The sequence below is a fragment of the Domibacillus sp. F004 genome (assembly GCF_057814295.1).
The window spans coordinates 414737-428024 of sequence record NZ_JBVATB010000002.1; the positions used below are offsets into that span (position 1 = coordinate 414737).

Below are 13288 nucleotides of genomic sequence, written 5' to 3' on the forward strand. Positions count from 1 at the left end.
AAATGAGCATTTTCTTGCATTTTTGTAAATAAGAATAATTACGATTTAAAAAGGAGATTGGGCCTATGTATAAATGGATCATTGTTGGCGGAGGCATCCAGGGGATCACGATGGCTTCATTCTTGCGGAAACAGCATAAAGCCTCTATTGACGAGGTTGCTATTGTGGATCCTCACGCAGAACCATTAGAAAACTGGAAACGGTGCACAAATCTTATTGCGATGCCTTATTTACGTTCGCCGGTTGTTCATCATCTTGACGTTCATCCGCTTAGTTTACAAGCCTTTGTGAAAAACAATGCAACGGATGAATCTGCTGCTTTTTACGGAAGGTTCAAGCGTCCGGCTCTCTCCATGTTTAATGAGCATTGTGATCACCTGGTTGACGATTTACAGTTAAAAAAAGGATGGGTGCAAGGACGCGTTCGAACTGCCGAGCGAATTGAAAACAAATGGCGTGTCGAACTGCAAGATGGAAAAGAGCTGATAGGGGAGAATCTGGTACTGGCTATTGGCATTAGTGAACAGCCAGTTTGGCCCGACTGGGCAAAGGTATTAAAGAAAGAAGCCCATGCTTCTGTACACCATATTTTTGAGGCTAATCTTCCAAAATTTGAAGAGATGGCACGTCCTTTTACCATTATTGGCGGCGGGATTACTTCCGTTCATTTAGCCTTAAAATTGACTGCTATGTTTCCGGGCGAAGTGACATTGCTGAAGCGGCACCCGTTTCGCCTGCATGATTTTGACAGTGATCCTGCTTGGCTTGGTCCTAAAAATCAGCTTCCTTTCAGAAAAATTGGCTGCTATCAAACACGCCGGGAGCAAATTAAACAAGCCCGCCACAAAGGATCCTTGCCTCGTGACTTGTATATAAAACTACGGCGCAGTGTTCGGCAAGATGAGCTGCTGATAATGGATGGACAGGTTCAACAGGCTTTCGTAAAAAATGGTAATGTTCAGCTGGGTGATGGGCAAGGCCGTCTGATTCACCAAACGGGCACCGTTTTATTAGCAACAGGCTTTCAACCATCTTTGCCAGGGAAGCAGTGGCTGACGCCAATCGTTGAAAAACATGAGCTTCCATGCGCAGAATGCGGATATCCCATCGTTTCAAAATCACTGCAATGGGGACCAGGTCTATACGTAACCGGAGCTTTAGCAGAGCTTGAAATGGGACCGATCGCCCGTAATATTTCTGGAGCCCGTCAAGCAGCGGAACGGATTGTTAGCAGCTTATAACCAATTACTAATTCATTGCCTATATAGTTGGAATAAATGGGTTTCTCCAAAGGCTGTCCATTTTCACTATGAAACCGGATAACATCTCGATAGTAAGAAAAAGAGCGATTTTATCATCAATAAATCGTAATAATTATGATTTGGAAAGAGGTTTAGTTTATGAAAAAAGTACCCGTAACAGTACTAAGTGGTTATTTAGGTTCTGGAAAGACGACCTTATTAAATCGCATTCTACAAAATCGTGAAGGATTAAAAATCGCCGTCATTGTCAATGACATGAGTGAGGTGAACATTGATGCGACGTTACTTAAGCAAGGTGGGTTTACACGAACAGAAGAAAAGCTGATAGAAATGCAAAATGGGTGTATTTGCTGTACGCTGCGTGATGATTTGATGAAAGAAGTGGAGAAATTAGTGGACCAAGGCAATATTGATTACATTGTCATTGAATCATCAGGTATTAGTGAGCCAGTACCGGTTGCGCAAACGTTTACGTATATCGATGAAGAGTTAGGAATTGATTTGACCGAGAAAACCCGCCTCGATACTCTTGTGACCGTTGTGGATGGAAATCGTTTCTGGCATGATTTTTCCTCCGGCGAAAATTTAGTGGATCGAAAACAAGGAACAGATGAAAAGGATACACGTGAAGTGGTGGATTTATTGATTGACCAAATTGAATTTGCCAATGTGATTATTTTGAACAAAGTTGATTTATTGGATGATGAAAGTGCCCTGGAATTAGAAGCCGTGTTACAAAAGTTAAATCCAGAAGCCAAAGTATTGAAAACAACATTTAGTGATGTGTGGCTGTCAAACATTATCAATACCAAACTATTTGATTTCGAAAAAATGAGTCAAGCAGCCGGCTGGATTAAAGAGTTAAATGAAGAACACACACCGGAAACGGAAAGTTTGGGCATTTCCTCGTTCGTCTATCGTCGCCGCCGTCCTTTCCATCCAGAACGTTTCATGAGTTGGCTTGAAAATTGGCCGGTGGATGTCATCCGTGCAAAAGGCTTTTTCTGGCTGGCAAGCCGGAATGACATGACGGGTCTACTGTCTCAGGCAGGCACGTCCATTATGATTCAAGGGGCTGGTGAATGGATCGCCGCCTATCCTGAAGCGGAAAAACAAGCAATCTTACAAGAAGAGCCTGAATTACTCCAAAAATGGGATGATACATTCGGAGACCGTATGATAGAGCTTGTATTGATTGGCTTAGACATGGACCAAGCTGAAATTGAGGCATCCCTTGAGTCTTGTTTACTTTCAGATGATGAAATGACAATGGACTGGACTACATTTTCTGATCCAATCCCAGCTTTCACCATCGTCTAACTACTAGCTAGGAAGATATGTTGAAGTAGTTAAAGCACAATCATGACGGTCAAAATCATGCTTTTTATAGAAAGAGGAGAATAAAATGAAAAAATTAGCCCTATTTTTCACTGCTGTACTCGTAACAGCCTTGTTTTTAGCCGGATGCGGCAGTACCAAAACAGCAGAAAATACGAATAATCAAGCAGAAAAAGATCAACTCACCATTTATACAACGATTTTCCCTTTAGAGGACTTTGCAAAAAAAATTGGCGGTGACTCTGTCAAAGTAGAAAGTATTTATCCTCCTAACATCGATGCTCACACATTTGAGCCGTCACAAAAAACAATGGTGAATATCGCTAAATCAGACGGTTTTATCTACACCGGTGCTGGTCTGGAAGGGTTTGTTGATAAAGCCATAGAAGCTTTGAAAAATGAAAACGTAAAATTAATTGAAGCAGCAGATGGGGTCACGTTTATTAAAGGCAGCGATGAACATGAAGACGAAGAAGGCCATGAAGATGAACATGTTAATAGTGAACATCCGGACAAACACGCCAGCGAAGAAAATCATGAAGATGAGCATGCTAACGAGGATGTTCATAATCATACAGCAGGTGAAGAAAACCACAATCATGGCGATCTAGATTCGCATATTTGGTTAGACCCAATCCGTGCCATTACAATGGCTGAAAATATTAAAAATGCATTAGTTGAGTTAAAGCCAGAACAAAAAGAAGCGTTTGAGGGGAATTTTGAAGAATTAAAAAGCGAATTAGAACAACTTGATAAAGAATTCAATAACACCATTCAAAACGGAAAAACAAAGGAAATCATTGTATCACATGCGGCATACGGATATTGGAATGACCGCTATGGTTTAAAACAAATAAGCATTGCGGGTCTTTCTCCAACCGACGAGCCCTCACAAAAGGAGCTGCAAACTATTATTAAAGATGCCCGTGCAAAGAATGTAAAGTATGTTATTTTTGAGCAAAATGTTGCGTCTAAAATAACGGATGTTGTAAAAAATGAGATTAAAGCCGAACCATTAACCCTTCATAATTTAGAGTCTATCACAGATCAAGAGGTTAAAAATCAGGAAGACTACGTAAGTTTAATGAAACGGAATATAGAAACGTTGAAAAAAGCATTAAATTAAATGATAAGGTCGTTAGATGAATCTTAACATCCTTGTCTTAATGGTAAAATTTTGAATAGAATAAATAGGATGAACTGCAGATCAGGCACCGCAGGAAGTGAAAGATTGATATAATGATCATCAACATATAGCGAAAAAAGGGGTTGTTCGAATGAAGAAACAGTTTAATGCGTTAATGGTGGATAAAACGGAAAATGACTTTTCGATTAACGTCAAAAAGCTGACGGTAGATGAGCTGCCGCATGCGGATGTACTTATTAAAGTGGCTTATTCAGGTGTTAACTATAAAGATGGACTAGCCAGTATTCCTCATGGAAAAGTTGTTCAATCTTATCCAATGATTCCGGGAATTGATTTAGCGGGCGTCGTTGTCTCATCGGAAGACCCTCGTTTTCATAAAGGCGACGAAGTGATTGCGACAAGCTATGAAATCGGCGTCTCTCATTTTGGAGGATACAGTGAATATGCCCGAATTCCTGCTGACTGGATCGTTCCTTTGCCAGAAGGGCTGTCATTAAAAGAAGCCATGATTTTTGGTACAGCCGGGTTTACAGCGGCTTTATCTGTGCAGCGGTTAGAAGATAATGGATTAACACCTGATCAAGGAAAGGTGCTAGTGACGGGCGCTACTGGCGGAGTAGGCAGTTTTGCTGTATCTATGTTAGCAGGCAGGGGCTATGACGTTGTGGCCAGTACGGGAAAAGAATCTGAAAAAGAGTATTTATTTAAACTTGGAGCAAAAGAAATCATCTCTCGCGATGATGTGTACAATGGAAATATGAAAGCGCTTGATAAAAAACAATGGGCCGGTGCAGTCGATCCGGTTGGCGGCGATCCGTTAGCGGCTATTTTAAGCAAAATAAGTGAGCAAGGGTCTGTTGCTGTGAGCGGATTAACAGGCGGAACGAGTGTCCCAACGAGCGTCTTTCCGTTTATTCTTCGCGGTGTTAATTTACTCGGAATTGATTCAGTGCATTGCAGGATGGATACACGTCAGGCGATTTGGAGCCGTCTGGCGACAGATTTAAAACCGGATGGTCTTTCAATGTTTATTCATAAAGAGATTTCGTTAGAAGAATTGCCCGACATTTTGCCGACGATCTTAAAAGGGAAAATACGGGGGCGGATTCTTGTCCAGTTATAAAATAGTTTAACCTATAAAGGGTTGTCCGGGTCATATATTCTCTGACTTTTGGACAGCCCTTTTTTACATCAAAACAGTTGAATATTTTCATTTTTTATATTATTATTATAAATGATAATAATGAATAAAGAGGTGATGTGGATGAAACATTCGAAGGTGAAACTTATTTTACATCCGGTGCGGATGAAGATTATTCAGTCACTTGTGAACGGCCGGAAATTAACCGTCCAGCAATTAACAGAACGGATAAAAGATGTTCCGCAGGCGACGCTCTATCGGCATATAAACATGCTGCTTGAAGCAGATGTCATTGAAGTTGTGCAGGAAAATCAAATACGGGGAACAGTGGAAAAAGTATTTGCGTTAAAAGAACAGACACTAGAGGCACAAGATGAATTGTTGAATTTGTCGAAAGAAGAACATCTCGAATTGTTCTTTACGTTCACAACACAGCTTCTCGCATTGTATGAAACGTATTTAAATAAAGGTGATATCGATTTAGTGAAAGATGGAGTGGGGTACCGGGTTGCCAATCTGCACGTAACGGACGAAGAATATGGAGAGCTCATTCAAAAAATCGGTGCGCTTATTGGAGAAGTATCATTGAATGAACCCTCTTCTGAGCGAAAAGTAAAAAATATAGCCACGATTATTATTCCGGAATAGGAGGTTTTCGTATGATTGAAAAAGAGATGCTGATCGATTCAGCGATTTCGGGCACACTTGCTCTTCCAGACAATCAAGGAACGTACCCAGCTATCCTTCTATTGGCAGGATCAGGACCGGTGGATCGCGATGGGAACGATCGAAAAGGGAAATATCAAACGAATTTGTATAAAGAACTTGCTCATTTTATGACGGGGTTAGGGTTTGTAACATTGCGGTATGATAAATGGGGCACCGGCAAACGAGACGGCGATTGGATGGAAGCGGGATTGTCTAATTTAGCGGATGATGCGAAAAGCGCGCTGCTATTTTTGCGTGACCATCCGAATGTTGATCCGGAAAAAGTGATCGTGTGCGGTCATAGTGAAGGAACGATTTTAGCGACGATCCTTGCTGAAACGATGAATCCGGCCGGCTGCATGTTTCTTTCCGGCGGTGTGGATAATTTAATGGAAGCACTTCACCATCAGCGCTGGCTCGCTTACAAAGAATTGTTTGCGCAGCCTGGGTTAAAAGGATGGATCAACCGGACATTAAAAGTAGACGTAAAAAATGAAAAGCAGTACGTAAAATTACTAGAGAAAATGAAGCGGTCAGACCGGGACATAATTAAAATCCAATGGTTTTTTAAACAGCCGGCGAAATGGTTTCGTGAGCATGACGCTTATGATACGAGGCGTGCATTAAAAAATGTCACGTGTCCCGTGTTTGCGCTGCACGGCGATAAAGATCCTCTTTTAGAAAGTCACGTGCTACAGGAGCTTGACGGCCTTGTTCAAGGAAAAAGTGAATACCACATTATTCACAACATGGAACACGGTCTGCGCGTGCAAACCGAACCGAGAAGCATTTTAAGCGTGAAAAAGAATTTCAAAGACATACTAAAGCGCACTCTTCATGAAGAGGGGCTTGAGAAAATCGAGGCATGGCTCATCGCTCATTTTAAAACAGACCATTCACAGGACGAATAAAACGTCATGAAAAAGATGGAGAAGTTATTTTTCTCCATCTTTCATGAAACTAACATTTACCGTGAAAAGCGCATGTTACTCATTCCCGGAATAGCCGTTTTTCCGATCAGCCGCTTCATCCTGGATTTCACTGCGGAAATTTTCAATGCTTTTTTGACGACGGTCGTTTTTCGCTTTAATCGCCGCTCGTTCTTTCCCTTCCGCAAACACCATTGTTTCTTCAGCCGCTTCGATATTTCCAATCGTATTTTGCACCATGTCCCGAAGCTTTTCCACGTTATCTGACCGATCATCCGGTTTTGGGTTCTTATGCGTCACTTTTGTACCTCCCTCATTTTTAATGACAACAAGTGATAACTTCTCCATTTAACCGCCTCGTTATTCAACCTTTTTTTGAAAGACAGGCAGGAAGAGTGCGATAATGAAAGGAGTCACAAAAGGCCCGCTGATTCTCTGGGGAACGCTCTTTTTGGGAGGTGTTTTGTTTCCATAAGAGCGAAAAAGACGGTACTTCCCTTTCATTGCTTACGGTTGCGCGAAGAACGTGTGTGCATTAAAGTAAAAGCAATACATATTGGAGGAGAATTGATGCAATTATTAGAGTATGCGCTTGTCTTTATTGCGGCAGCGATCCCGTGGATGGAGATCGCGCTCGTTATTCCAGTCGGGATTGTGCGTGGCTTGTCGCCATACTGGGTTATGTTTCTCGGGTTCACGGGCAATATGTTAACGGTGCTGCTGCTCATTGTCGGCTACAAGAAAGTGGAAGAATGGGTCAAAAAGAAGCTTCAAAAAACCGGGAAAACCCAGTTGAAGCAGACGGAACGGGCACGGAACATTATGAATAAATATGGTTTTCCGGGACTAGCGCTGCTCGGACCCATTTTTATCGGTACTCATATCGCGGCCTTTATCGGACTGTCGTTCGGAGCTAGTAAAAAATGGACAGTGCTCTGGCTGACGATCAGCATCGGCCTTTGGACGCTGATTTTTGGTATTGGAACGATGGTTGGATTTGATTTTTTCTTAAAACAAACGGAAGGATGATGAACATGTTAAAGTTGCTTCAATCTCATGCGTCTGTGCGCAAATATAAAAACGAACCGATTTCAGATGAAACACTTTACGAGTTAATTGGAACTGCACAACACGCGGCCACCTCCCATTTTGTGCAAGCATATTCGATTATTGATGTGACTGATCAAGATAAGCGGGACAAGCTAGCCGAGTTTTCAAAAAATCCGGTGCAAATAGTAGGAGCAGCACGTGCACTCGTTTTTTGCGCGGACTTGAAACGTCTTGATTACGCAGCGAAAAAACACGGAAAGGCCATTGAAGCGGGCACGACGGAAAATTTCATCGTTTCGGTTATCGATACAGCGCTTCTTGCTCAAAATTTCGTCATCGCGGCAGAATCAGAGGGCTATGGCATTTGTTACATTGGCGGCGTGCGCAATAACCCTGAGCCGATTAGTGAATTGTTAGGACTGCCAGATCACGTTATTCCGCTATTTGGGTTAACGCTCGGGGTGCCAGATGAAGCAAACGAAGTGAAACCGCGTCTTCCGGTTGAAGCCATTTTGCATACGAATGAATATAATGAAACGAAATACGACGGAATTCTATCGGAGTACGACGACGTTATTCGTGCCTACTATGCGAATCGTTCGACGAATAACAAGTCGGCCGGCTGGACAGAAGGAATGGCAGATTATTTATCTAAACCGCGCCGCGCGTACATGATGGATTTCGTGAAATCAAAAGGCTTTTTGCAAAAGTGACCGGAGGAATCAAGATGAATGAACAAATTCAGCAGTGGATTGACATGGTGCAGGAGAAATTTGGTCTCGCCTCTTTTACCCGATCCATCACAACGACAGTGTACGAAAAAAATGAACTGAATGAGACCGATTATACGCTTACGATGGAATGGCTGCCGCCGGGTTTCGAAGATCGGATGGAAGACGACTTGAATCCCGAAGGTACTGGGGTAATTGAAATAGATGTGAAAACAGGCCGGCTCAAAACCGCGGTTTTTTCTGGTGGAAAAGCGCCGCAGCGGGGTCTTTCTTTTTTAACGGGTGATAAAGAGGAAATCGTCCGCTGGGTGGAACAGGAAACAGGCTGGACGTACGGCGAACAGTTTATTGACGCTGAATCGGCACACACCTTTTCCTTTCGAGCAGCATATAAAGGGACGCCCCTTTCTCCTGAGGGTGCGATTCATGTGTCGCTTGATGATGAGAAAAAACTTACGTTTTACTCCGCGCAAGTCTTCGAAAATAGACCGGTGCAAGAAGAAACATTCACCTTGACACTTGAAAATGTGAAAACGATGGCATTTAATCGTTTGATCTTCTGTGAGGTACCGTCAAAAGACGAAAAAAAATGGCTGCCGGTTTACATGATCGATGAGCAGTTTATTTCAAATGCAACGGGAGAACCGATTCGGGAAAACAGTGAAGTGCTGGAGTGGAAAACGAAGAAGAACATGAATGTGAAACGAAAACTGATCCAATTCGCACCCGCACCAATTGACGAAGAGACTCTATTTCACTTTCCACCTCATCCAGATACAAAACCGATTACGAAAAAAGGACGCCGCAAAGTGATTGAAAATAGCATCAAATTTCTTCAAAGCTATTCCCCGAGAGAAAGCGGGCAGTGGGCTATGACGGATATGAAGCGGACAAATGGCATGATCGAGGCAGGACTGATGAACAAAGAGGATGTAACCGTTATTCCTCGGACGTGGAAGCTCTTTTTTAATAAAGATTCATATGAGGTGATCCACTATCAGGATAACAAGTGGATGCATGATCAGTTTGCGGAGTATCAAAAAGCCGAAAAAGCAGCCCTTTCCAAACAAGAAGCGTTTAAAAAAATCAAGCCTTATTTACAATTGAATCCGGTGTATGTATACGATGGTGAAATGTATCGATTATGTGGACAAATGGACTGCCGCTCAGCGGTTCATGCAGCAAACGGAGAGGTTATTCACTTCGATTGATGCTTTGTATGAATTAGAAAGAAAAGGGTATTCTATATACAGTTTGATCACTTTCATGACATTGAAGTGATTAACATTGCAAAAGGACGGCAGTTGATCCCAAACGAAGCCTTCCTTTCTTTCTTTTCGAAGTCTTGAAGTTGGGGTTTTACTGCTCGTTAATGTAATGAGAAACAATAAGGTTGTTTCATTTTGATTAACAAATGACCAAAACTGTTGAGTAAAAGGCTGTTTTGGACCTTTAATCAGTTAATCGAGTCACTGTTTTGATAATTATGAACTACATTTAATCTATGAAACTACTGCATAAATTATAGTGGAAAAAAATTTCTATCCCTTGATATAAAAGGGGTTGTGGCATGTTTCGTTGGGATTTTCCCTATTATTATTTGAATTTATATTCATTCTTTGTTACGGTTATTATAGACTTTCAGAGTTTTGGAGGAATATTAAATAGTCTCGAAAGTAAAAAATAATACCCGTGATATCGTATTTTATATGCTACGCTTATTAAGTTCTCCAGTATCCTTTTACTCCCATATCCTACTTTAAACATCTGTTTAATTGGAATTTCATTTTTAAGCAAAGTATTCGCACAGGCGAATTTTTTTATGCGTTCTGGTGATATTAGTACCAGTAAAGGCGTGCTCTTGCTTGTTCTTGGAGATCTGAAAGAAGTCTTTTTAAAACGATCTTCCTGACTTTTTAGTATAAAGATTGGATCTCGAAAAAGAAGCAGAAGAACCTGTGACATAGTGAATACGATATGACGATGAAACGAATGGGGTGGCATCATGGAACCATGTGTAGAAGTCAAAAATGTTTCAAAGATTTTTGGTAATAACCCGAAAGCAGCAATTGAATTATTGAAGCAAGGTAAGTCAAAGAAAGAGATTTTAAAAGCAACCGGACAGACGGTTGGTGTCAATAAAGTTTCTTTTGACATTTATGACGGCGAAATTTTTGTCATTATGGGGTTATCGGGAAGTGGGAAATCGACGTTAATTCGCATGTTTAACCGATTAATTAACCCAACATTGGGCGAAATTTTAATTAGAAATGAAGATATTGTCAAGATGAACGATGCACGACTACGAGAAGTTCGTCAAAAGAAAATCAGTATGGTCTTTCAACACTTTGCTTTATTCCCGCATAAAACGATCGTGGAAAACACGGAATATGGTCTTGAAATCCAGAAAATTCCGTCTAATGAACGCCGGGAAAAAGCGATGCGTGCCTTAGAAATCGTTGGATTAAAAGGGTATGAACATCAGCTGCCATCTCAATTGAGTGGGGGGATGCAGCAAAGGGTTGGACTGGCCCGTGCTCTTGCCAGTGACACCGATATTATTTTGATGGACGAAGCATTCAGCGCACTCGATCCATTAATCCGAAAAGATATGCAAGATGAATTAATTGAAATTCAAGAGCGTTTGAAGAAAACCATTATTTTTATCACTCATGACCTGGATGAAGCCTTACGAATTGGGGACCGAATTGCGTTGATGAAAGACGGTAGTATCATTCAACTCGGGACACCGGAACAAATTTTAATGAATCCGGCCAATGAATTTGTTGAGAAATTCGTAGAAGATGTGAATTTATCGAAAGTCTTAACGGCTGCTCATGTAATGAAACGGGCGGAAAAAATCAGCGTCGACCGTGGTCCGAGGGTGGCACTCGAAATTATGCGGAAGCAAGGATATTCCAGTATTTTTGTTGTGGATCGAAAACAGAAGTTGCTTGGTGCGCTCACAGCTGAACAAGCACGTGAGGCGATTGATCAAAATGTAGCGATTTCGGAAGTGATGACAACCGATATTCCAATCGTTTCAGAGGATACTTTGCTTACTGATCTGATGGATGATATGGCCACAGCGAATTTGCCGTTGTCTGTCGTCGACACAGAAAAGAGATTAAAAGGAATTGTGATACGGGGCGCTGTTGTTGGTGCTCTAGCTGGAAATAAAGATTCCTTGAACGATTTGGAGAGTGAGTGATGTCATGAATATACCGAAAATCCCATTAGGGGAATGGATAGATGTTTTGGTTGACTGGATAACGATTACATTTGCTGGATTTTTTAACTTTTTAACAATTACGATTGAAGGTCTATTAGATCTCATGGTAAATGTATTAAGTGTTGGTCCGCCGATCGTGTTCATTCTTGTGTTAACTCTTTTAGTCGCCTATACAAGCAGGTGGCCGTTAGGGATTTTTGCCTTCGTCAGTTTATTGTTAATTGATAATCTTGGCTATTGGGATTCTAGTATTCAAACCCTTGCCATTGTTTTATTATCAGGATTATTGACGATTATTATTGGGGTTCCTATTGGAATATGGTGTGCGCAAAGAAAAACAGTGCGAAACATTGTTACACCGATTTTAGACTTCATGCAGACAATGCCTGCGTTTGTTTATTTGATTCCATCTATTTTATTCTTTGGGATTGGTGTCGTACCTGGTATTATTGCTTCCTTTATTTTTGCGATTGCTCCAACGATTCGAATGACGAATTTGGGGATTCAAGAACTACCGAAAGATTTAATCGAAGCGGCTAATGCGTTCGGTTCTAGTAAAAGTCAAAAATTGTTTAAGATTCAAATTCCATTAGCGATGCCAACGATTATGGCCGGAATTAACCAAAGTATTATGCTCGCATTATCCATGGTTGTAACAGCTTCGTTAGTTGGGGCGCCGGGACTTGGAGCCGATGTATACCGAGCGGTCAGTCAAATCGACGTCGGAGCAGGCTTTGAAGCGGGTTTATCAATTGTTATTATTGCTATTATTCTTGATCGGATTACGCAAAATTTACGCGATCCCGCTTATAAACATATTGTGAAGTCGAAATTGATTTTTTCTATTCTGGCAGCGCTTGTGATTATTGCAGCTGTTGTGATGGCCATTCCAGAAAAAGAGGAGACAGGAAGTCAGAATGCAAGTCATATTGGTAACCAAACCGACTATAAGATTGTTGGGATTGAACCAGGTGCAGGGTTAATGGCTCTTACGAATACAGCTATGGAAGACTACGGTCTAGATAACTGGGAGTTGTTAGAAGGTTCTAGTGCTGCGATGGTGGCAGAATTAAAGAAAGCGTATGATGCAAAAGAACCGATCATTGTTACTGGGTGGTCACCGCATTGGATGTTTTCTACGTTTGATTTGAAATATCTTGAGGACCCAAAAGGCTCTTTTGGCGGAGAGGAAGATATTAATACGATTGTCAGAAAAGGTCTTGAACAGGATGCACCAGGTGCGTATACGATTCTTGATCAATTCTCCTGGGAAGCAAGTGACATGGAAAGTGTGATGGTCGATATTTCAGAAGGAATGGGTACGGCTGAAGCGGCAGAAAAATGGATTGCCGAGAATCCTGATAAAGTAGATCAGTGGACAAACGGTGCCGAGGCAGGAAATGGCGAAAGCATCAAGCTCGTCTTTGTCGCTTGGGATACCGAAATCGCCAGTACGAATGTCATTGGGAAGGTTCTTGAGCAAAACGGCTATAACGTAACATTAAGCCAGGTAGAAGTTGGCCCAATGTTTGCTGGTGTAGCGAACGGAAGTGCTGATGGTATGGTAGGGGCATGGATGCCAGGTACCCATATAAAATACTATAATACGTATAAAGAAGATTTCGTTGATCTAGGGCCAAATCTTCAAGGTCCAGGCACAAAAAACGGATTAGTTGTACCAGAGTATGTCGATATTGATTCACTTGAAGATTTGCAGTAAATTTAACAAAGCGATAAGAACTATTTTAAA

12 protein-coding genes are annotated in these 13288 nt (G+C 41.6%); 11 read left to right on the forward strand and 1 reads right to left on the reverse strand.

The genetic code is table 11. The annotated features are described in order from the left end of the window. The first annotated feature begins 65 nt into the window (after positions 1-65). The 6 genes from ACZYRN_RS07580 (at position 66) to ACZYRN_RS07605 (ending at position 6507) form a co-directional block, all read left to right on the forward strand. Positions 66-1241, forward strand: a complete 1176-nt coding sequence (locus tag ACZYRN_RS07580; protein ID WP_488910922.1) for an FAD-dependent oxidoreductase — start codon at positions 66-68, stop codon at positions 1239-1241. A 159-nt stretch (positions 1242-1400) separates the two neighbouring features. Then, positions 1401-2582 (forward strand): GTP-binding protein, encoded by a 1182-nt coding sequence (locus ACZYRN_RS07585; RefSeq protein ID WP_488910923.1) that lies wholly within the window; start codon positions 1401-1403, stop codon positions 2580-2582. Between the two features lie 85 nt (positions 2583-2667). Next, complete coding sequence (locus ACZYRN_RS07590) at positions 2668-3726, forward strand: metal ABC transporter solute-binding protein, Zn/Mn family (protein ID WP_488910924.1); 1059 nt, start codon at positions 2668-2670, stop codon at positions 3724-3726. A gap of 151 nt (positions 3727-3877) precedes the next feature. Then, complete coding sequence (locus tag ACZYRN_RS07595; RefSeq protein ID WP_488910925.1) at positions 3878-4870, forward strand: NADPH:quinone oxidoreductase family protein; 993 nt, start codon at positions 3878-3880, stop codon at positions 4868-4870. Between the two features lie 141 nt (positions 4871-5011). Further along, entirely contained in the window at positions 5012-5536 is a 525-nt protein-coding gene (locus ACZYRN_RS07600; RefSeq protein WP_488910926.1) for a helix-turn-helix domain-containing protein, read from the forward strand. An 11-nt stretch (positions 5537-5547) separates the two neighbouring features. After that, positions 5548-6507 carry an alpha/beta hydrolase family protein gene (locus ACZYRN_RS07605; protein WP_488910927.1) on the forward strand — a complete coding sequence of 320 codons (960 nt, stop codon included), beginning with the start codon at positions 5548-5550 and terminating at the stop codon, positions 6505-6507. Between the two features lie 75 nt (positions 6508-6582). Here the strand turns inward: ACZYRN_RS07605 and tlp are convergent, their stop codons facing one another. Continuing rightward, a complete protein-coding gene (gene tlp / locus ACZYRN_RS07610) occupies positions 6583-6873 on the reverse strand; it encodes a small acid-soluble spore protein Tlp (protein WP_488910928.1) in 291 nt (96 codons plus the stop codon). Positions 6874-7095: 222 nt separating this feature from the next. Here tlp and ACZYRN_RS07615 point away from each other — a divergent pair, with 222 nt between their 5' ends. The 5 genes from ACZYRN_RS07615 (at position 7096) to ACZYRN_RS07635 (ending at position 13258) form a co-directional block, all read left to right on the forward strand. Then, the gene (locus tag ACZYRN_RS07615) at positions 7096-7554 is read left to right on the forward strand and encodes a small multi-drug export protein (RefSeq protein ID WP_488910929.1); all 459 of its coding nucleotides are present in this window, start codon (positions 7096-7098) and stop codon (positions 7552-7554) included. Positions 7555-7559: 5 nt separating this feature from the next. After that, on the forward strand, positions 7560-8288 hold the full coding sequence (nfsA, locus tag ACZYRN_RS07620) for an oxygen-insensitive NADPH nitroreductase (protein ID WP_488910930.1): 729 nt from the start codon (positions 7560-7562) through the stop codon (positions 8286-8288). Between the two features lie 14 nt (positions 8289-8302). Continuing rightward, entirely contained in the window at positions 8303-9517 is a 1215-nt protein-coding gene (locus ACZYRN_RS07625; protein ID WP_488910931.1) for a hypothetical protein, read from the forward strand. Between the two features lie 794 nt (positions 9518-10311). Next, positions 10312-11517 carry a quaternary amine ABC transporter ATP-binding protein gene (locus tag ACZYRN_RS07630; protein WP_488910932.1) on the forward strand — a complete coding sequence of 402 codons (1206 nt, stop codon included), beginning with the start codon at positions 10312-10314 and terminating at the stop codon, positions 11515-11517. A gap of 4 nt (positions 11518-11521) precedes the next feature. Next, a complete protein-coding gene (locus tag ACZYRN_RS07635; RefSeq protein ID WP_488910933.1) occupies positions 11522-13258 on the forward strand; it encodes a glycine betaine ABC transporter substrate-binding protein in 1737 nt (578 codons plus the stop codon). Positions 13259-13288 lie beyond the last annotated feature (30 nt).

What these genes read in the sequence shown, in the direction of transcription:
- ACZYRN_RS07635 (WP_488910933.1), top strand. Translation starts at nt 11,522, where the DNA reads ATGAATATACCGAAAATCCCATTAGGGGAATGGATAGATGTTTTGGTT.
- ACZYRN_RS07595 (WP_488910925.1), top strand. Translation starts at nt 3,878, where the DNA reads ATGAAGAAACAGTTTAATGCGTTAATGGTGGATAAAACGGAAAATGAC.
- ACZYRN_RS07630 (WP_488910932.1), top strand. Translation starts at nt 10,312, where the DNA reads ATGGAACCATGTGTAGAAGTCAAAAATGTTTCAAAGATTTTTGGTAAT.
- nfsA (WP_488910930.1), top strand. Translation starts at nt 7,560, where the DNA reads ATGTTAAAGTTGCTTCAATCTCATGCGTCTGTGCGCAAATATAAAAAC.
- ACZYRN_RS07605 (WP_488910927.1), top strand. Translation starts at nt 5,548, where the DNA reads ATGATTGAAAAAGAGATGCTGATCGATTCAGCGATTTCGGGCACACTT.
- ACZYRN_RS07580 (WP_488910922.1), top strand. Translation starts at nt 66, where the DNA reads ATGTATAAATGGATCATTGTTGGCGGAGGCATCCAGGGGATCACGATG.
- tlp (WP_488910928.1), bottom strand. Translation starts at nt 6,873, where the DNA reads ATGGAGAAGTTATCACTTGTTGTCATTAAAAATGAGGGAGGTACAAAA.
- ACZYRN_RS07585 (WP_488910923.1), top strand. Translation starts at nt 1,401, where the DNA reads ATGAAAAAAGTACCCGTAACAGTACTAAGTGGTTATTTAGGTTCTGGA.
- ACZYRN_RS07590 (WP_488910924.1), top strand. Translation starts at nt 2,668, where the DNA reads ATGAAAAAATTAGCCCTATTTTTCACTGCTGTACTCGTAACAGCCTTG.
- ACZYRN_RS07600 (WP_488910926.1), top strand. Translation starts at nt 5,012, where the DNA reads ATGAAACATTCGAAGGTGAAACTTATTTTACATCCGGTGCGGATGAAG.
- ACZYRN_RS07615 (WP_488910929.1), top strand. Translation starts at nt 7,096, where the DNA reads ATGCAATTATTAGAGTATGCGCTTGTCTTTATTGCGGCAGCGATCCCG.
- ACZYRN_RS07625 (WP_488910931.1), top strand. Translation starts at nt 8,303, where the DNA reads ATGAATGAACAAATTCAGCAGTGGATTGACATGGTGCAGGAGAAATTT.